At 70.3% G+C, this 18,964-nt stretch carries 13 protein-coding genes; 12 read left to right on the top strand and 1 reads right to left on the bottom strand.

All coding sequences use genetic code 11. The annotated features are described in order from the left end of the window. Positions 1 to 2: 2 nt before the first annotated feature. Positions 3 to 353 carry a hypothetical protein gene (locus tag ACZ7SW_RS40225; protein ID WP_470235607.1) on the top strand — a complete coding sequence of 117 codons (351 nt, stop codon included), beginning with the start codon at positions 3 to 5 and terminating at the stop codon, positions 351 to 353. A 65-nt stretch (positions 354 to 418) separates the two neighbouring features. Further along, complete coding sequence (locus ACZ7SW_RS40220) at positions 419 to 1,897, top strand: hypothetical protein (protein ID WP_470235606.1); 1,479 nt, start codon at positions 419 to 421, stop codon at positions 1,895 to 1,897. A gap of 33 nt (positions 1,898 to 1,930) precedes the next feature. Here the strand turns inward: ACZ7SW_RS40220 and rocD are convergent, their stop codons facing one another. Then, entirely contained in the window at positions 1,931 to 3,169 is a 1,239-nt protein-coding gene (gene rocD / locus ACZ7SW_RS40215) for an ornithine--oxo-acid transaminase (protein ID WP_470235605.1), read from the bottom strand. A 184-nt stretch (positions 3,170 to 3,353) separates the two neighbouring features. On the opposite strand from rocD, the gene ACZ7SW_RS40210 reads away from it, so the two are divergent. From ACZ7SW_RS40210 to aspS, 10 genes are all read left to right on the top strand, one after another. After that, on the top strand, positions 3,354 to 4,208 hold the full coding sequence (locus ACZ7SW_RS40210; RefSeq protein WP_470235604.1) for a PPK2 family polyphosphate kinase: 855 nt from the start codon (positions 3,354 to 3,356) through the stop codon (positions 4,206 to 4,208). Positions 4,209 to 4,229: 21 nt separating this feature from the next. Further along, positions 4,230 to 6,350 (top strand): S9 family peptidase, encoded by a 2,121-nt coding sequence (locus tag ACZ7SW_RS40205; protein ID WP_470235603.1) that lies wholly within the window; start codon positions 4,230 to 4,232, stop codon positions 6,348 to 6,350. A 157-nt stretch (positions 6,351 to 6,507) separates the two neighbouring features. After that, on the top strand, positions 6,508 to 6,678 hold the full coding sequence (locus tag ACZ7SW_RS40200) for a hypothetical protein (RefSeq protein WP_470235602.1): 171 nt from the start codon (positions 6,508 to 6,510) through the stop codon (positions 6,676 to 6,678). A gap of 242 nt (positions 6,679 to 6,920) precedes the next feature. Then, a complete protein-coding gene (locus ACZ7SW_RS40195) occupies positions 6,921 to 8,414 on the top strand; it encodes a pyridoxal phosphate-dependent decarboxylase family protein (RefSeq protein WP_470235601.1) in 1,494 nt (497 codons plus the stop codon). Further along, a complete protein-coding gene (locus tag ACZ7SW_RS40190; protein WP_470235600.1) occupies positions 8,411 to 9,703 on the top strand; it encodes a lysine N(6)-hydroxylase/L-ornithine N(5)-oxygenase family protein in 1,293 nt (430 codons plus the stop codon). Before ACZ7SW_RS40195 ends, ACZ7SW_RS40190 begins: the two co-directional genes overlap by 4 nt. After that, a complete protein-coding gene (locus tag ACZ7SW_RS40185) occupies positions 9,700 to 11,493 on the top strand; it encodes an IucA/IucC family protein (RefSeq protein ID WP_470235599.1) in 1,794 nt (597 codons plus the stop codon). The genes ACZ7SW_RS40190 and ACZ7SW_RS40185 overlap by 4 nt, the downstream gene beginning before the upstream one ends. Next, positions 11,490 to 12,803: a type I glutamate--ammonia ligase gene (locus tag ACZ7SW_RS40180; protein WP_470235598.1), complete on the top strand. Its 1,314-nt coding sequence runs from the start codon at positions 11,490 to 11,492 to the stop codon at positions 12,801 to 12,803. The genes ACZ7SW_RS40185 and ACZ7SW_RS40180 overlap by 4 nt, the downstream gene beginning before the upstream one ends. Positions 12,804 to 12,825: 22 nt before the next feature. Then, positions 12,826 to 14,256, top strand: coding sequence for a Si-specific NAD(P)(+) transhydrogenase (gene sthA, locus ACZ7SW_RS40175; protein ID WP_470235597.1), 1,431 nt, complete (start codon positions 12,826 to 12,828; stop codon positions 14,254 to 14,256). A gap of 75 nt (positions 14,257 to 14,331) precedes the next feature. Continuing rightward, entirely contained in the window at positions 14,332 to 16,266 is a 1,935-nt protein-coding gene (locus ACZ7SW_RS40170) for an intein-containing Rv2578c family radical SAM protein (RefSeq protein ID WP_470235596.1), read from the top strand. An 869-nt stretch (positions 16,267 to 17,135) separates the two neighbouring features. Beyond that, positions 17,136 to 18,932 (top strand): aspartate--tRNA ligase, encoded by a 1,797-nt coding sequence (aspS, locus tag ACZ7SW_RS40165; RefSeq protein WP_470235595.1) that lies wholly within the window; start codon positions 17,136 to 17,138, stop codon positions 18,930 to 18,932. Positions 18,933 to 18,964: the final 32 nt, after the last annotated feature.

Genomic DNA, 18,964 nt, shown 5'->3' with positions numbered 1-18,964 from the left:
CCATGTCGCTGTTCTCGCGCCGTCCGGCTGAAGCCCCGTCCGGCCCGTTCCGCTTCCGGATCTCCGAGATCTACCAGATCCCGACGCGCGGAGTCGTGGTCACCGGCACGGTCACCGACGGCACAGTCCAGGTCGGCGCGAACGCGGTGGTGCAGCTGCCCGGCGGGGCCCGCGAGGTCGTGGTGACGAGGATCGAGACGGCGCGCCGCAAGCGGCAGTCCGCGGAAGCCGGTGCCGAGGCCGGGCTTTACCTGTCCGGCCTCAGCACCGCCGACATTCCCACCGTGCCGGGCGGCGACGGGCAGCAGCAGGACAACACCGCGCTGAGCGGCGTCGAGGTGACGTCGGCCTGAATGGGCACTCTGTGTGACGGCCCCCATGTGGTGGCTTGACACGGAGTGCAGTAGACACACCAATTGTGCTCAATTCACCAGAACCGCGGCGGTCTCCGGCGATCCGGCTGATCCGGTTCCTGCGGCTGGTGTACGCGCTGCCGTTCGGGCTCGCGATCGCCGGTGTCGTCGGCGGTTTCGTCCTCGATTACGGCTGGTACGTCGCGGCCGGGTCAGTCGGCCTCGGTCTCGCCATCATGGTGCTGACACTCGGCAGCGCCGCCCGCTCGCTGCGCGGGACCGCCTCCCCGCAGGGCATGCGTTTCGTCCAGCAGCACGGCGACCGCACACTCGCCAAGATCGAGCGCCTCAAAACGACCGGGACGCAGATCAACGACGCCTACGTCACCGAACTGAAGCTCGTCGTCGCGCCGCCGAACGAGACCGCGTACCGGGCGACCGCCCGGGAACTGATCCATCCGGTGCGCTCCGCGGCGTATCAGCCGGGCACGATCGTCGTGGTCAAGCACAGTCCGCGGTATCCGGGCGTGGTCGCGGTGGAGGCCGATCCGCCTCGGGAATGGATTGACCGGCCGTGGCAGGTCGGGGCCGTCGGCGAGGAGCGGACGCCGGAACCCGAGGCGCGGCAAGGGAATGCTGCCGGGCGGCTGGCGATGACGATAGTCAGTACGCTCGCCATCGCGGCGGCGTTGCTGGTGCCGATCCGCGACGACGTCCTCGGGCAGCTTCTCTCCCCGCCGAACCTGTTCACTGCGGACGATCTGCGTACTGCCGTGGCGAAACTGTCCGCCGAGAGCGAGCGCTTCGAAGACCTGACAGTGGAATCGGACCAGTTGCGCGCCACGATTCCCGGCGCGTACCTCAGCTATCACGGCGGCTCAGTCAAACGCGACTCGACCAGTACCGGCGTGCCGGAGAAGCAATTCGCCGCGAGCGAGGTCAATTTCGCCGCGATACCCGGACTCGTCGCGAGTTTCGGCGGAGACCCGGCGGACGCGCGCGTGGTCATCCGCCGCGAGAACGTCGGCATCACGATGACCGTCCGGTCCGGCAAGGACAGCGACCGCGAGCTGATCGCGGACGCGAAGGGCGTTCCGGCGCTCACGACGGACGCGTTCACCGAGCAAGGATTTCAGCAGGTCGCCGCGCTGCTGACCAAGTCGAGCGGCCGTCAGGAAGCGCACGAAGCGATCATCCGCGCCGACCACGTGGAGTTTCAGGTGCCCGGCCCCGGCCCGGGCACTTCGGACGACTACGACTGGCATCGCGGACGTCTCGTCGAACACCGGCCCTCGCCGATCCAGCCGGATCCGGGCGCGCCGCTGTTCGCGTTGTCGGAGCTCTCGCCGAAAGCGCTCCCCGCGATTCTCGCGAAGGTGAACGAGCGCATGCCCGGCTTCCCCCGCGACAAGGTTTCGGTGGCGCTGCGGGAAAACGACGGAACGTGGAGCCTGACCACGTCCGTCGAAGACGAGTACGGCCGCGGCATCGACGTGACCGCTTCGCCGGACGGGTCGACAGTCGCGGTGATGCCGACTCGGTGACCGCCGCCCGGAAAACGGCGGTCACCGAGCAGCTCAGCCGCGCACGACCTGAGCGATCGCGTCGATGCCGCGGTCAAGTTCGGCTTCGGTGATCACCAGCGGCGGCGCGACGCGCAGTGTGCGGTCGTGCGTTTCCTTGCACAGCACGCCCAACCCGGCCAACGCCTCGGACGCCGCCCGTCCGGTCGGACCGTCCGGCGCGATGTCGACGCCTGCCCACAGACCCCGTCCGCGCACCTCCGAAACCCCGTCGCCAACCAGCTTCGCCAGCCGCTCGTGCAGATGTGCGCCAAGCTCGGTGGACCGCTTCTGGTACTCGCCGGTCTGCAGCATCCGCACGACGGCGCGGCCGACGGCACAAGCCAGCGGGTTGCCGCCGAAGGTCGAGCCGTGCTCGCCCGGCTTCAGCACGCCCAGCACGGCACGGCTGCCGACCACTGCGGACACCGGGACGATGCCGCCGCCGAGGGCCTTGCCCAGCGTGTACAGGTCCGCGCGGACGCCTTCGTGCTCCAACGCCAACACAGTGCCGGTGCGCGCGAGACCGGACTGGATTTCGTCGGCGACCATCAGCACGTTGTTCTCGTCGCACAGCCGCCGCACTGCGGCGAAGAACCCCGCAGGCGGCACGACGACGCCAGCTTCTCCCTGGATCGGCTCCATGAGCACGGCCGCAGTGCGCGGCGTGATGGCTGCCTTCAACGCTTCCGCGTCGCCGTACGGCACCTGGACGAAGCCCGGCGTGAAAGGCCCGTAGTCGGCGCGCGCGGTTTCGTCGTCGGAGAACGAGACGATCGTGGTGGTGCGGCCGTGGAAGTTCGACGCGGCGACCACGATCTCCGCCGTGCCCGCCGGAACGCCCTTGAGCTGGTACGCCCACTTGCGCGCGACCTTCACCGCGGACTCGACGGCCTCGGCCCCGGAGTTCATCGGCAGCACCATCTCGGTGCCGGTCAGCTCGGCCAGCTCGCGGCAGAACAGGCCGAGCTGGTCGTGGTGGAACGCGCGGGAGGTGAGCGTGACGCGGCCCAGCTGCTCGGTCGCGGCGGCGATCAGCTCGGGATTGCGGTGGCCGAAGTTGAGCGCGGAGTAGCCGGACAGGAAGTCCAGATAGGACTTGCCCGCCACGTCGGTCACCGAAGCGCCCTCGGCTTCGGCGATCACGACCGGCAGCGGATGGTAGTTGTGCGTGCTCCATCGCTCGTCGAGCGCGATGAAGCCGTCGGAGGAGGTGGGACGCGCGGTGCCGGCAGGCTGGACGGACGCTGTCATGCGTTCAGGCTAGAGGCCGTTCGCGGGGAGTTCAGCCGGGAAACGTTGCTTTCCCCCGTCGTTCGTTGCGCAATCGAGGGGTTCTTCCGGCGATTCGCTGCGCCGCTCGCTCGACCGGATGACAGTCGGCCGGACCGGCGGATAAGTCCCCGGGTTTGTCGGTCCCCGCGGTTATCGTCCCGGGATGGCGAAGAAGCAGCAGAACGGAAACCGGGTCCGCGACGCGCTCCGGGCGGGCGACGAGCTGCCGGACCCGGCTTCGTCGCCCGTGGGGCCGGAAAAGAAGGCGAAAGGCGGCAAGAAACTCGAGTCCGCCGGGGAACAGCTCGCCGGGTTGCAGGAAGCGCTGTACGCGGAGGGCATCGGCGGCGGCACCCGCAGCGTGCTTTTGGTGTTGCAGGGCATGGACACCTCGGGCAAGGGCGGCACCGTCGGCCACGTGCTCGGCCTGGTGAACCCGATGGGCGTGCAGTACGCCGGGTTCAAGAAGCCGACGGCCGCCGAACTCAAGCACGATTTCCTGTGGCGGATCCGCAAGAAGCTCCCGTCGCCGGGTCACCTCGGCGTGTTCGACCGCTCGCACTACGAGGACGTTCTCGTGCCGCGCGTCCTCGGCCAGCTTCCCGCGACTGAGCGACGGCAGCGCTACGCGCAGATCAACGCGTTCGAAAAGGAGCTGACCGACAGCGGCACCGCCGTGGTGAAGGTGTTCCTGCACATCTCGCCGGAGGAGCAGCTCAATCGGCTCACCGCGCGGCTGGACCGTCCGGAGAAGCGGTGGAAGTTCGACCCGTCGGACATCGAGGCCCGCCGGCAGTGGCCCGCCTACCAGAAGGCGTACGCCGACGTGTTGAAGCGCACGTCGACCGAGCACGCTCCGTGGTACGTGGTGCCCGCCGACCGCAAGTGGTACCGGAACTGGGCGGTCGCCGAACTGCTGGTCGAGACGCTGACCGAGATGGACCCGCGGTTCCCGGAGCCGGCCTACGACGTCGACGAGCAGCGAGCCGCGCTGCAGGGTGTTGGCGTGCCCGGCTGAGGATCTGAAAGAGTGCTGGTCGTGACCGATTTCGCACTCGACGACGTTCCGTTCCTCCGCCAGCAGGCCCGCACCCAGCGGTTCACTCTCGGCGCGCCCAAGCAGTTCCGGGTCGCCCCGGACGGTTCGCGGGTGCTGTTCCTGCGCAGCGCCACCGGCACCGATCCGCGGCACAGCCTGTGGTCGTTCGACCTCGCCACCGGCGAGGAGACGAAGCTGATCGACGCCGCCGAGCTGGTGTCCGGCGACGAGGACCTGCCGCCGGAGGAGCGGGCGCGCCGCGAACGGGCCCGGGAGACCGGCGGCGGCGTGGTCGCCTTCGGCGTCGACGACGCGTTCGCCGTCGTCACCTTCACGCTGTCGGGGAAGCTCTACACGCTCGACCTCGCGAGCGGCGAGACGCGCGTCCTGGTCGACAAGTCCGTGATCGACCCGCGGCCGAACCCGACCGGCACGCACGTCGCGTATGTGCGCGAGCGCCGGCTGCACGTGATCGAGCTGGCGACCGGCGAGGACCGCGTGCTCGTCGGCGAGGACGACGAGGACGTCACCTGGGGTCTGGCGGAGTTCATCGCGGGCGAGGAGATGGACCGCACGCGCGGCTACTGGTGGGCGCCGGACGGGCGCAGCGTGATCGTGGAGCGCGCGGACCGCGGGCCGGTGCCGCGCTGGACGATCGGCGACCCGGCGAACCCGCAGCAGCCGGCGAATGTCGTGGCGTACCCGTCGGCCGGCTCGCCGAACGCCGAGGTGTCGCTGGCTGTGCTGGGCCTGGACGGCAGCCGCGTCGACGTGGCACAAGGCGACTGGGAGTACCTGGTCACCGTGCACTGGTCGGCGGGCGGGCAGCCGCTGCTGGCTGTGCAGCCGCGAGACCAGAAGAAGCTCACCGTGCTCGCGCTGAACCCGGCCGACGGCTCGGTCGCCGAGGTGCACACCGAGACCGACGAGCACTGGGTCGAGATTTTCCAGGGCGTGCCCGCGTGGACCGCGGACGGCAAGCTGGTGGTGGAAAGCGCGGCTGACGGCGATCACCGGCTCCTGGTGGACGGCGAGCCGGTCACGCCGCCGGGGATGCAGCTGCGGATGGTGCTGCATGTCGGCGAGGAAATCCTTTTCACCGCTTCGGAAAACGACCCGACGCAGATCCACCTGTACCGCACCGAAGGCGGCACGGTGCGCCGGCTGTCCGCAACGGACGGCGTGCACGTCGGTTCGGGAAGTGCTGCTCTCACGGTGCTTTCCTCGTGGAGTCTCGACCACAGCGGACCGAAGGTGACCGTGCTGCGGGACGGCATCGAGGTCAGTTCGATCGAGTCGTCCACTGTGGACCCGGAGATCGTGCCGAACCTGACCTGGCTCACCCTCGGCGAACGCCAGCTGCGCGCGGCTTTGGTGCTGCCGCGCGGATACGAGCCCGACGAGGGCAAGCTGCCGGTGCTGCTCGACCCGTACGGCGGCCCGCACGCGCAGCGGGTTCTCCAGAGCCGCAACGCTTTCCTGACCCCGCAGTGGCTCGCCGACCAGGGCTTCGCCGTGCTGGTCGTGGACGGTCGCGGGTCGCCCGGCCGCGGACCGGCGTGGGAGAAGGAGATCGCTGGCAAGCTCGCCGACGTCACTCTGGCCGATCAGGTCGACGCCCTGCACGCGGCCGCGGCGGCGTACCCCGAGCTGGACCTGGAGCGGGTCGCGATCCGCGGCTGGTCCTACGGCGGCTACCTGTCCGCGCTGGCGGTGCTGCGGCGGCCGGATGTGTTCCACGCGGCGGTCGCGGGCGCACCGGTCACGGACTGGTCGCTGTATGACACCCACTACACCGAGCGTTATCTCGGAAAGCCGGACGACGAACCGGAAAGCTACGAGCACAACTCGCTCATCGCGGGCGCCGGTTCGCTCGAGCGGGCGCTGCTGATCGTGCACGGTCTGGCCGACGACAACGTCTTCCCGGCGCACGCGCTCCGGCTTTCCTCCGCGCTGCTGGCGAAGGGCTGCGCGCACAGCTTCCTGCCGCTCGCGGGCGCGACGCACATGACTCCGCAGGCCGAGGAGGTCGCGGAGAACCTCATGCGCACCCAGGTCGAGTGGATCCAGCGGTGTTTGATGGCGCCGGCTTCGCCGTCGCGGCGGGATCGCGGTGTTTGATGGCGCCGGCTTCGCCGTCGCGGCGGGATCGCCTTTAAGTCGGCGTGTCGAGGAGCAGCGAGCCCGGCCCGGGGGGCCGTGCACGCTGCTCCTCGACACGCCGACGCGATCCCGCGGTTCGGTTCAGTTGGAGCTACCGTTGACTTGAGTCAGCGAGGTGATCCCGGACGACGTCGTGGACTCGTTCGTGATCCACGGCAGTGTCGAGTCCTGCCTTGAGCAGGTTGAGTCCTATGTGGACAACGGGCTGACGGCGCCGGTGCTCGCGGTGCTGCCGACCGGTGGCGATGTTTTCGAGCAGGTGCGCGGGTTGGCTTCGGTGCGCTGACCTTCATGGCAAACGGCCGGTGCTCCCTTGGTGGGGGCACCGGCCGTTTTTTGCGCGGTGCTGGGCTGAGCGGCTGTTGTGCTGCGGCGTTCGGGTGAGGCGCGGTCTCCCGAAATGGCCGACGCGTCAGACGCGGTTCGCCCAGCATGCTGGGCTCAGGGGCGGCCCCGGTCGCGGGCTGTCGGTGGGTATCCGTATTGTTGCGCAGGGTAAGGCAAGGTTACCCTAAGAAAGGCGGTTCCATGGCGGATGCGCCCTCAGCGCCGACGGCCTCCGGGGTCGGCGTCGCTTCAGCGGAGTGGCTCGCCGGAGGTGCCGGCGGCGCGGACCGGCTGGCCCGGCTGCTCCCCGCGGCGCTGCGCGGAATGGCGGCGGGCACGGCCGAACGCGGCGGTCCGGTCCCGGCCGGCGGCCCGGCCGCGGTGGCGGCGGCACTCGCCCGCGGCCAGTCCTCCGGGCTCGCGCGGCACGGAGTGGGCGCCGAGCAAGCGCTGGAAGAGCTTTCCGCCCTGCTCGCCGCCGGATCCGCCGATCCAGCCGATCCGGCGTGCGCCGCGCACCTGCACTGCCCGCCGCTGGCGGTTTCCGTCGCCGCTGACGTCGTTGCTTCCGCGCTGAACCCGTCCATGGACTCCTGGGACCAGGCCCCGGTCGCGAGCGAGATCGAGCGCGAGTTCACCACCGGCCTCGCCCGGCTCTGCTATCCGGACGCCGCCCGCCCGGACGCCGTCATCACCTCCGGCGGCACCGAATCCAACCACCTCGGCCTGCTGCTCGCTCGGGAGTCCGGCGTCACGCGACCGGTTTGCGGGGCCAATTCGCACCACAGCGTCGCCCGCGCGGCGTGGTTGCTCGGGCTGCCCGCGCCGGTCGTGGTGCCGTGCGCGGACGACCGGATGGTCCCGTCCGCGCTGGCCGAGGCGTTGGCGCCGCTGGGCGCGCAGGCCGTGGTCGTCGCCACCGCCGGCACCACGAACACCGGCCGGATCGACCCGTTGCCGGAGATCGCCGAGATCTGCCGCCGGACCGGGGCGCGGCTGCACGTCGATGCGGCGTACGGCGGTCTCGCGCTCTGCAGCGAAACCCTCCGCTCCCGCGTCGCCGGTCTGGAGCTAGCCGATTCGGTCGCGCTTGACCTGCACAAATTCGGCTGGCAACCGGTCGCCGCCGGGGTGTTCTGCGCGCGCGTCGAGGCTGATCTGCAAGCCCTCACCATTCGCGCCGAGTACCTCAACGCCGACGACGACACTGAAGCCGGACTGCCCGACTTGCTCGGCCGGTCGCTGCGCACCTCCCGGCGTCCGGACGCGTTCCGGATGGCGGTCACGCTGCGCGCGCTCGGCACATCCGGGATCGGTGCGCTCGTGGAACGCTGCTGTGCCAACGCTTCCGGCGTGCACGCGATGGTCGAGGACCATCCGGCGCTGCGGTCGTGGGGTGCGCCGGAACTGTCCACAGTGGTCTTCCGGCCGGTGGCGGCGGACGAGTTGCCGGGTTCGGCTGGGGACGACTTGGTCGCACAGGTCCGCCGTACGTTGCTGGAAGACGGCCTCGCGGTGATCGGCCGCGGCGCGTTGCCGACTGGTCCGGACGGTGCGTCGCAGCTGTGGCTCAAACTCACTCTCCTGCACCCGCACGCCAAACCCGCCGACTACCGCACCCTGCTCGACTCGGTGGCCTCGGTCGCGGCCGACCTGCGCGCGGCTGTCGCGCGGGAAAGCCCGGTCGCGTCGTGAGGCGCTACGACGTCGCCGGGGTCGGGATAGGGCCGTTCAACCTGTCGCTGGCCGCGCTGGCGGATCCGCTCGACCAGTTGGAGGCCGTGCTGTTCGACGCGCGTCCCGAGTTCCGCTGGCACCCCGGGCTCCTCGTGGACGGCGCGACGCTGCAGGTGCCGTTCCTCGCCGACCTGGTGACGCTCGTCGACCCGACGAGCCGGCATTCGTTTCTGAACTATCTGCGCGAACGCGGCCGGTTGCTGCCGTTCTACTTCGCCGAGCGGTTCCATCTGCCGCGCGCGGAGTATGACGATTACGGGCGCTGGGCAGCGTCCCGGCTGCCGTCGTGCCGGTTCGGGCACGAGGTCACCGGGCTGCGCTGGATCGACCGCGAAGAGGCGTTCGAGCTGACTGCCACTGGTGCGGATCCGGTGCTGGCGGCAGCCGTCGTACTCGGCGTCGGCACGCAGCCGAGCGTTCCGGAACCGTTGCGTCCCTTGGTGTCCGCGCCGGATGTGCTCGCGCTGCATTCCGCTGACTACCTCCCATGGCGGTCCGAGTTGATCGCCGCGGATTCGGTGACGGTCGTCGGTTCGGGGCAATCGGGCGCGGAGGTGTTTCTCGATCTGCTTCGTTCGAAGTCCACTGTGGACGGTCTGCGCTGGCTCACGCGCACGACTGCTTTCGCGCCGATGGAGTACTCCAAACTCGGCCTAGAGCATTTCACCCCGGACTACACGGCGTATTTCCACAGCCTTCCCGAAGCGGTCCGCGACAAGCTTCTCCCGGCGCAATGGCAGCTGTACCAAGGGATCGACGCCGAGACGATGTCGGAGATCCACGACGAGCTGTACCGCAGGAGCATCGGCGGCGGCTGGCCCGGAGCGGTGCTGACGCCGGGCGTCGAGGTGGTGTCCGCGACCGTCGGCGACCAGATCGAGTTGGGCCTGCTGCATGCCCAGCAAGGAACAACCGCGACGCATCGGACGTCCGCCGTGGTAGCTGCCACCGGCTACCGGGAAACGTCGACTGGGCCGTTGCTGCAGGGGCTCGGTGAAGCGGTGCGCCGTGACGCGCGAGGACGTCTCCTGATCGGTGCCGACTATCGCGTCGAACTCGACGTGCCGGGGTCGTTGTTCGTGCAGAACGCGGAACGGCACACGCACGGCCCCGGCGCGCCGGATCTCGGCCTCGGTGCGTGGCGAGCCGCGGCGATTCTCAATGCGGTATGCGGAAAAACGGTGTACGAACTGCCCGAGCGGACCGCGTTCACCACGTTCGGCCTCGACCAGACGGAGGACCTGTGACCCTGAACGACGACGGCGCTTGGCGGGCGGCGGGCTCGCTCGTCACGCACAAAATGCTCGGCGAGTTGTCCTATGAAGCGATGCTGGCGCCGATGCCCGGCGAACCGACGCGGGCCGGGCACCGCAGCTGGCGACTCGACCTCCCCGACGACGTTTCGTACCGCTTCGAGGCACGGCGAGGCGCGTTTGAATCGTGGACAGTGTTGCCCGGCAGTGCAATCCGGGTCGCGCGCGGTGCGGAAGCTCCGGCGGATGACCCGCGCACGTTGATCGTCGACGCGCGGGAACGGCTCGGGCTCACCGGCCTCCGGCTGGCCGACGTCCTCGCCGAGCTGACCTCGACGGTCGCCAACGAGGCGACCCGGCTGCTCCGCGCACCGACCGCCGCCGAACTGTCCACGATGGACTACAACCTCGCCGACGGTCATCTCGCCGGCCACCCCCGGCTGGTGCTCAACAAGGGCCGCGTCGGGTTTTCCGCCCGCGACCGCGCGCGGTACGCGCCCGAGTCCGGTGCCGACATCCGGCTGCGCTGGTACGCCGTGCACCGCGATCTCGCGCAGTTCCGCAGCGTCGCCGGGCTCGACGCGGAAACCCTGCTGCGCGACGAACTCGACGAGTCGACCCGCGCCGAGTTCACTGCCCGCACGGCACGCCTCGGCGCTCTCGCCGACTATGTCTGGGTGCCGGTGCATCCTTGGCAGGCCGACGAAATCATCGGCACGCTTTACGCCGCCGAACTGGCGACCGGCCGGATGGCCGAACTGGGGGAGAGCGGCGACGTCTACCGTCCACATCAGACTGTCCGGACCCTGGCCAACCGCTCCCGGTCCGACCGTCACGATGTGAAAACCGCGGTCTCCGTGCGAAATACGCTCGTCTACCGCGGTCTGAACTCCGCGGCGACGCTCGCCGGGCCGTCGGTCACCGAATGGCTGCGCGGGATCGACGCGGCCGACCCGCTGCTGTCCGAGAAGTACCGCTTCGAACTGCTCGGCGAGGTCGCGAGCGTTTCGGTGCGGCATCCGCTGTTCGGCTCGCTGGAGGAGCTTCCGTACCGGTTCCACGAGACGCTCGGTGCGCTGTGGCGCGAGCCGCTCGTCGCCCGGCTCGCCGATGGCGAACAGGCGATCTCGTTCGCCGCCCTGCCGTACCGCGACGTCGCAGGGGAAACCGTGCTGACCAGGCTGATCACGCAGTCCGGCGACGGCGCGGAGGCGTGGCTGTCGCGGCTGTTCGACCTGCTGCTCACGCCGTTGCTGCATTGGCTGCTCCAGTACGGCGTCGGATTCTGCCCGCACGGCCAGAATCTGGTGCTGGTGGTGGACGCGGACGGCCGCCCGCTGCGCGTCGCGATCAAGGACTTCGCCCAGGGAGTCGACCTGCTGGACGAGGAACTGCCCTGCTACGCGGACCTTCCGCCGGACGCCGATGCCGACATGCTGCGCTGGCCCGCGCACCTGCTTGCTCAGTCCCTGTTCAGCTCGGTTTTCTCCGGTCAGCTGCGGTTTTGGGCGGAGCTGCTGCTGGACGATCTCGACCTTGCGCGCGGCGACTTCTGGGCGTTGGTGCGTGAAGTGGTCGGCCGCTATCGCGCCGAAAATCCTGAGGTGGCGCAGCGATTCGACGCTTGTCGCCTGTTCGCGCCGGACGTCGAGCGGGTCACGCTCAACCGCGAGCATCTCGCCGGACAGGGTTTCGACAAGGTCGAACGCGACGACGAGTTCGACGTCCGCTGGGGCCGCGTGCCGAACCCGTTGCACGCGCCCGATCCGGACGGTGCCTGGTGAGCCCGTTCGACCGTCCGGTCGGGCCGCGGTCGCTGGCTGTGCGCGCCGAAGCGGGCTCGGCGGCGGCTGAGGTGCTGCGTCGGGTGCTTGCCGAGGACGGCGCTCGGCTGGTGCTTCTGGTGCCCGATCCGCACGCGCGGTTCGCGGCGGTCGAGCTGGCCGCGCCGTTCGCCGCCGAGGTGCTGGACAGCGGATACGGCATCTGCAGCTACGTTTTCGCCTGGACGCCAGAGCGGGAACCGCTGCCGGAGACCGGCTCGCTGAAGCCGTATCTCGGCGGGTTCGGCGACCTGCGCGTGCGGCTCGACGCGGCGACGGCGTTCCCGCTCGGCGACCAGACCTGGGCGGTGGTCGGGGACGCGGAGTTCCCGTCCGGAGAACCGGCCGGGCTCGCGCCGCGGACGGTGTTGCGGACGCAGCTCGCGAGGCTGGAGGAGCACGGGCTGGTTCCGTCGATCGGGATCGAGCACGAGGTGGTTTTCCGGACCTCGGAAGGGGATCCGCTCACCGGGCACGGCGTGGACTACGCCGTCGGCGGCACCGAACGCCTCGCGCCGCTGCTGGCGGACCTGCGTTCCGCGTCGGCTGGTCTGGGCGTGGAATCGGCGCGGGCGGAGTGCCATCCGGGGCAGTACGAGGTCGTCCTGCGGCATCGTGACGCGCTCGCGGCCTGCGATGACGCGTTGCTGCTGCAGATGCTGACCCGGCGGGTGGCCGCTGCGCATCATGCGCAAGCCGACTATCTCGCCGCGCCGGAACCCGGTCAGGGGAATTCGTGCCACGTCCATCTCTCACTGTCCACTTCAGACGGACCGGTCGGGTTTCCGTTCGCGCTGGGGGCTTTTCTCGCCGGAGTGTTGCGTGACGCGCGAGCGTTGTCCGCGGTGTGGGCTCCGACGTGGAACAGTTACGTCCGGCTGCGCACGGCTCCGTTCTCACCGCGTGAACTGCGCTGGGGACCGGACGATCGGACGTCCTCGATCCGGTTGTGCGGGACGTCGTCCGAGCCGCGGCTGGAGTTCCGCTTCGCGGGCGCGGACGCCCAGCCGCACCTCGTCGTCGCCGCGCTGATCGCCGCGGGTACGGCCGGCCTGGCCGAACAGCTGTCGCCGCCGGACGCGGGTGCTCTGAACGGACAGCTGGCGTCGTCGCCGTGGGAGGCGTTGGCGCTGCTGGAGGAGGGACGGGCCGCCGCGTTGCTGGGGGAGGACGTCGCCGCGCAACAGGCCGCCTTGCTGCGCGAGGAACTCGACGCCGCGTTCGGGTCGGTCACCGATCTGCACCGTCGCCGGGGCGCCTTGCGTTCGTGAGGACTTGCGCTGACCGGCGCACATGCGCAGGCTCAGGGCCGTGAGCGAATACGAGTACGACCTCATCGTCATCGGCTCGGGCCCGGGAGGGCAGAAAGCCGCCATCGCGGCGGCGAAACTGGGGAAGAAAGTCGCCGTCGTCGACCGGCACGACATGGTCGGCGGCGTGTGCGTCAACACGGGCACCATCCCGTCGAAGACGCTGCGCGAAGCGGTGCTGTACCTGACCGGGATGAACCAGCGCGAGCTGTACGGCGCGAGTTACCGGGTGAAACAGGACATCACCATCGCGGATCTGATGGCGCGCACGCAGCACGTGATCGGGCGCGAGGTCCAGGTGGTGCGCGCCCAGCTGCTGCGCAACCACGTCGATCTCATCGGCGGCATCGGCTCGTTCGCCGATCCGCACACCGTCCTGGTCGACGGCAAGCACCGCGGCGACCGGCGCACGATCACCGGCGCTTACGTCGTGATCGCGACCGGCACCCGCCCCGCCCGCCCGGACCACGTCGACTTCGACGCCGCGCGCGTGCTCGACTCGGACGAGATCCTGGCGATGGAGGAGATCCCGTCTTCGCTGGTCGTGGTGGGCGCGGGGGTGATCGGGATCGAGTACGCGTCGATGTTCGCCGCGCTGGGCTCGCGGGTGACCGTGGTCGAGCAGCGCGACCAGATGCTCGACTTCTGCGATCCGGAGATCGTGGAATCGCTGAAGTTCCAGCTGCGCGACCTCGGCGTCACGTTCCGGTTCGGGGAGAAGGTCGCGAACGTCGCGGTCTCCGACGACTCCACGGTGACGACCCTCGTCAGCGGCAAGCGGATCCCGGCGGACGCGGTGATGTACTCGGCCGGCCGCCAGGGCATGACCAGCGCGCTGGCGCTGGAGAACGCGGGCCTCGGCGCGGACCGGCGCGGCAGGCTGGAGGTCGACGAGCACTATCGGACGCCGGTCGAGCACGTGTACGCGGTCGGCGACGTGATCGGATTCCCGGCGCTGGCGGCGACGTCGATGGACCAGGGCCGCCTCGCCGCGTACCACGCGTTCGGCGAGCCGGCGAACGACATCGGCGCGTTGCAGCCGATCGGGATCTACACGATCCCGGAGATCTCGTATGTCGGCGCGACCGAGGCGCAGCTGACGTCGTCCTCGGTGCCGTATGAAGTCGGTATCGCGCGCTACCGGGAACTCGCGCGCGGCCAGATTTCCGGGGACAGCTATGGGATGTTGAAGCTTCTGGTGTCGACTTCGGACCGGAAGTTGCTGGGAGTACACGTATTCGGCACCGGCGCGACCGACCTCGTGCACATCGGCCAGGCGGTGATGGGCTGCGGCGGGACGGTGGATTACCTGGTGGACGCGGTGTTCAACTATCCGACGCTGTCCGAGGCGTACAAGGTGGCGGCGCTCGACGCGACGAACAAGATCCGCGCCTTGGAGCGGTTCGCCGGCTGAGCCGGGCCTCGCTCGTTCGAGGGGTGTTCGAACATATGTTTGACAGCGCTTTAGAACATGTGTTCGACTGTGGAGGTGCGTTGGGAACAGTTGCGAGCGGGGAAGGAGGAGCCGGCGCTCCCCGGTCTCGGTGCCTTCGGAGATGTGGTGCGCTCGGTGCGGGCGCCGGAGTTCGGCGGCGTCACCTTTCACGAGGTGCGCGCCCGGTCCGTGCTGAACCGGGTGCCCGAGTCGTCCGCGGTGCCGTTCCGGTGGTCGGTCAATCCCTATCGCGGGTGTTCGCACGCGTGCACGTACTGCCTCGAAGGCGACACGCCGGTCCTGATGGCCGACGGCCGCGCGAAGCCGATCGCCGACCTGCGCGTGGGCGACCGGATCATGGGCACGCGCGGGCACGGCGTCGCGCGCAGGCTCGTGCCCACCGAGGTGCTCGCGCACTGGACCACGGTGCGCCCGGCGTACCGGGTCACGCTCGACGACGGCACGCGGATCGTCGCCGGGCCGGACCACCGGTTCCTCAGCGCGCGCGGCTGGAAGTACGTCACCGGCAGCAAACTCGGCACCGCGCAACGGCCGCACCTGGAACCCGGCACAGAACTCGTCGGCACCGGCCGGTTCGCCCGCACGCTGGACGACACGCTCGGCTACCGCGCCGGGTACTTGTGCGGAATGCTGCGCTCAGGCGGTTTCGCCGCGGAATCGGACGCGGCCGCGCGAGCGCTGGCATACCTGCCGGATTTCGGCTCGTCGGTGGGCTTCATGCGGATCCCGCGCGAACCGGACGCCCACTGGGCACGCGGATTCCTCGCCGGACTGTTCGACCTGGCCGGCGGCTACCGGCGCGGCACGCTTTCCATCGCGCACGACGAGAACGAAGTGGTGGACATGCTGTTCGCCGCGCTGGACCGGTTCTCGTTCAGCTACGACACCGTCGGCCACCGCCAGCACCCCGGCCGCAGGCAGGCCCGGCTCACCGGCGGAACCGGTGAGGTGCTGCGGTTCCTGCACCTGGTCGACCCAGCGGTCGAATGGAAACGCTCCCTGGACGGCACCGGCATCGGCGGCGTCCGGCGCACGGTCACGAGCGTCGCGTCGATGGGGCTGGAGCTGCCGCTGTTCGACATCACGACGGGTACTGGCGATTTCATCGCCGACGGGATGGTGTCGCACAACTGCTTCGCCCGGAACACCCACACGTACCTGGACTTCGACGCCGGCCGGGACTTCGACACCCAGGTCGTGGTCAAGGTCAACGCCCCGGAAGTGCTGGCCGCGCAACTGAAACGGCCGAGCTGGCAACGAGAACCGGTCGCGATGGGCACGAACACCGACCCGTACCAGCGGGTCGAGGGCCGGTACCGGTTGATGCCCGGGATCATCCGCGCACTCGCCGACTCCGGGACGCCGCTGTCGATCCTCACCAAGGGCACCGTGCTGAGCCGGGACCTGCCCCTGCTGGAGGCGGTGGGCAAGGACGTCCCGGTCCACCTGGCAGTGTCGCTGGCCCTGCTGGACGGCGACCTGCAACGCCGGCTGGAACCCGGCACCCCGACGCCGCGAGCCCGGCTGGACCTGATCCGCAAGGCCGCGGCGGCCGGACTGCCGTGCTCAGTCATGGTCGCGCCGGTGCTGCCGTACCTGACGGATTCGCCCGAGGCTCTCGACCCGCTTTTCGCCCAACTCGCCGAAGCCGGCGCGACGAGGGTGACGGTGCTGCCGCTGCACCTCCGGCCGGGTGCGCGGGAGTGGTTCGCGGAGTGGCTGAAGCGGGAGTACCCGGAACTGGCCCCGCGATACCGCCGCCTGTACGCCCGAGGAAGCTACGCCGACCGCGGCTACCGAGAACGCCTGGCGACGGTAGTGGGCCCGTTGCTGCGACGGCACGGGTTGGATCCGCGGGCGCCTCGGGCGCATTCGGAAACCCGGGCGGAACCGGTCCCGCCGGGGGAGGGCGGGGCCGCAGTCCCGGAACAACGCGCGGGGGAGGCGGAGCAGTTGCGGCTCTTGTGATTTTCCTGTCCTGGTGACCCGGAACAGGCCAGACTGAGCCCGGGAGCCGGGCTCTTGCATCCGGAGCGTGCACCGGGAGCCGGGCACCGGGAACGGGCGAGCCGGGCACGTGGAGCGGGGAACGGGGAACGGGGAACGGGGAACGGACGAGCCGGGCATCGGGAGCCGGGCGGTCATTGCCTGGTGCGGCCGAGAGTCCACCTCGCTGCACGGGACGACGGCAATCCCGTGGCGCAGGCGGCCCGCCGTCCGATCCATGCGGCGAGGCAGCCGATCAGACGAACCCTGCTTCGGCGCGGGCGGGCGGGCCCGGGGGCCGCCCGCCCGCGGATCGCGGCGAACCGCGCGGCGCGCCTCCGCCCGCCCGCCGCTCCGGCCACACCGCTCCCGCTAGCCCGGGGCCTCGCCTAGCCTGACCCGCCGTCTGACCCGGCCGCCGTCCCGGCCTCGCGGCCCGAGCCGACGTGTCACCACACGCACCCATCCGCCGCTCCGGCCACACGACTCCCGCTAGCCCGAACCGTCTCGCCTAGCTCGACCCGCCGCCTGACCCGGCCGCCGTCCCGGCCTCGCGGCCCGAGCCGACGTGTCACCACACGCACCCATCCGCCGCTCCGGCCACACCGCTCCTGTCCGCCGCTCCAGCCCCGCCGCTCCCACTAGCCCGAGCCACCCCGCCAAACCCGTCCACCACCCGGACCCTCCGCCCCTCACCACCCGACCCCCACCGCCCCGCCACCCCGACCCAAACCTGCCCGCACCCCCCAGCACCGGGTTCGTTAGCCTCGTATCCGGCGAAATGCGTGCTCGGCGAACAACCGACCACCACGCCGCACCCGAACCTCGTGGACCTAGGGAGAGCAGTCGCAGTGCTCCGCACTCATCAAGCCGGCACTCTGCGTGCCGGGCAGGCCGGTCAGACCGTCACCCTCACCGGCTGGGTGGCGCGGCGGCGCGATCACGGCGGAGTCATCTTCATCGATCTCCGGGACGCCAGCGGCGTCGCTCAGGTCGTGTTCCGCGAGGGCGAGATGGCCGAGCGCGCGCACGCGCTGCGCTCCGAGTTCTGCGTGAAGGTCGTCGGCGAGGTGTCGCGGCGGCCCGAGGGCAACGCGAACCCCGACATCCCCACCGGCGACATCGAGGTGCTCGCCACCGAGCTCGTCGTGCTGTCCGAGGCCGCTCCGCTGCCGTTCCCGATCGACGACCGGGTCGACGTCGGCGAGGAGGTCCGGCTCAAATACCGCTACCTCGACCTGCGCCGCAGCGGTCCGGCGGCTGCCATCCGCCTGCGCAGCGAGGTCAGCCGCGTCGCGCGCGAGGTGCTGCACGGGCAGGACTTCGTCGAGATCGAGACGCCGACGATGACCCGCTCCACCCCGGAAGGCGCCCGCGACTTCCTCGTGCCCGCGCGGCTCAAGCCCGGCTCCTGGTACGCGCTCCCGCAGTCGCCGCAGCTGTTCAAGCAGCTGCTCATGGTCGGCGGCATGGAACGCTACTTCCAGATCGCCCGCTGCTACCGCGACGAGGACTTCCGTGCCGACCGGCAGCCCGAGTTCACCCAGCTCGACATCGAGATGAGCTTCGTCGAGCAGGACGACGTCATCGCGGTCGGCGAGGCCATCGTGAAGTCGCTCTGGAAGCTGATCGGCCACGAGATCGCCACCCCGATCCCGCGGATCACCTACCGCGAGTCGATGGCCAAGTACGGCTCCGACAAGCCGGACCTGCGCTTCGACCTCGAGATCACCGAACTCACCGACTTCTTCTCCGACACGCCGTTCCGCGTGTTCCAGGCCCCGTACGTCGGCGCGGTCGTCATGGCGGGCGGCGCCTCGCAGCCGCGTCGTCAGCTCGACGCCTGGCAGGAGTGGGCGAAGCAGCGCGGCGCGAAGGGCCTGGCGTACGTCCTGGTCAACGAGGACGGCACGCTCGGCGGCCCGGTCGCCAAGAACCTGTCCGAGACCGAGCGCGCGAACGTCGCGGAGGCCGCGGGCGCGAAGCCCGGAGACTGCATCTTCTTCGCCGCGGGCAAGGTTTCCGCCGCGCAGCCGCTGCTCGGCGCCGCGCGCGACGAGATCGGCCGCAAGCTCGGCCTGATCGACGAGGACGCCTGGTCGTTCGTGTGGGTCGTGGACGCGCCGCTGTTCGCGCCGGTCGAGGACATCGGCGACGACGTCGCGGTCGGCTCCGGCAAGTGGACCGCCGTGCACCACGCGTTCACCTCGCCGACCCCGGAGTGGATCGACAAGTTCGAGCAGGACCCGGGCAACGCGCTCGCCTACGCCTACGACCTCGTCTGCAACGGCAACGAGATCGGCGGCGGCTCGATCCGTATCCACCGCGAGGACGTCCAGAAGCGCGTGTTCGCGCTGATGGGCCTCGGCGAGGAGGAAGCGCAGGAGAAGTTCGGCTTCCTGCTCGAGGCGTTCCAGTTCGGCGCGCCCCCGCACGGCGGCATCGCGTTCGGCTGGGACCGCATCGTGATGCTGCTGGCCAAGGCCGACTCGCTGCGCGACGTGATCGCGTTCCCGAAGACCGGCGGCGGCTACGACCCGCTCACCGCCGCGCCCGCGCCGATCACCGCGCAGCAGCGCAAGGAAGCCGGGATCGACGCGAAACCGGCGGTCCCGCAGAGCAAATCGGCTGCCGCACAGGAGAAGTAGTGGCCACGCGCGGCGGGTCCGTGAAGAGTGGC

This window comes from Amycolatopsis sp. NPDC114484, assembly GCF_055633755.1.
The sequence above is the reverse complement of the archived record's forward strand: the minus strand, read 5'-3'. Positions and strand labels throughout refer to the sequence as shown.

What these genes read in the sequence shown, in the direction of transcription:
- ACZ7SW_RS40225 (WP_470235607.1), top strand. Translation starts at nt 3, where the DNA reads ATGTCGCTGTTCTCGCGCCGTCCGGCTGAAGCCCCGTCCGGCCCGTTC.
- rocD (WP_470235605.1), bottom strand. Translation starts at nt 3,169, where the DNA reads ATGACAGCGTCCGTCCAGCCTGCCGGCACCGCGCGTCCCACCTCCTCC.
- ACZ7SW_RS40210 (WP_470235604.1), top strand. Translation starts at nt 3,354, where the DNA reads ATGGCGAAGAAGCAGCAGAACGGAAACCGGGTCCGCGACGCGCTCCGG.
- ACZ7SW_RS40195 (WP_470235601.1), top strand. Translation starts at nt 6,921, where the DNA reads ATGGCGGATGCGCCCTCAGCGCCGACGGCCTCCGGGGTCGGCGTCGCT.
- sthA (WP_470235597.1), top strand. Translation starts at nt 12,826, where the DNA reads ATGCGCAGGCTCAGGGCCGTGAGCGAATACGAGTACGACCTCATCGTC.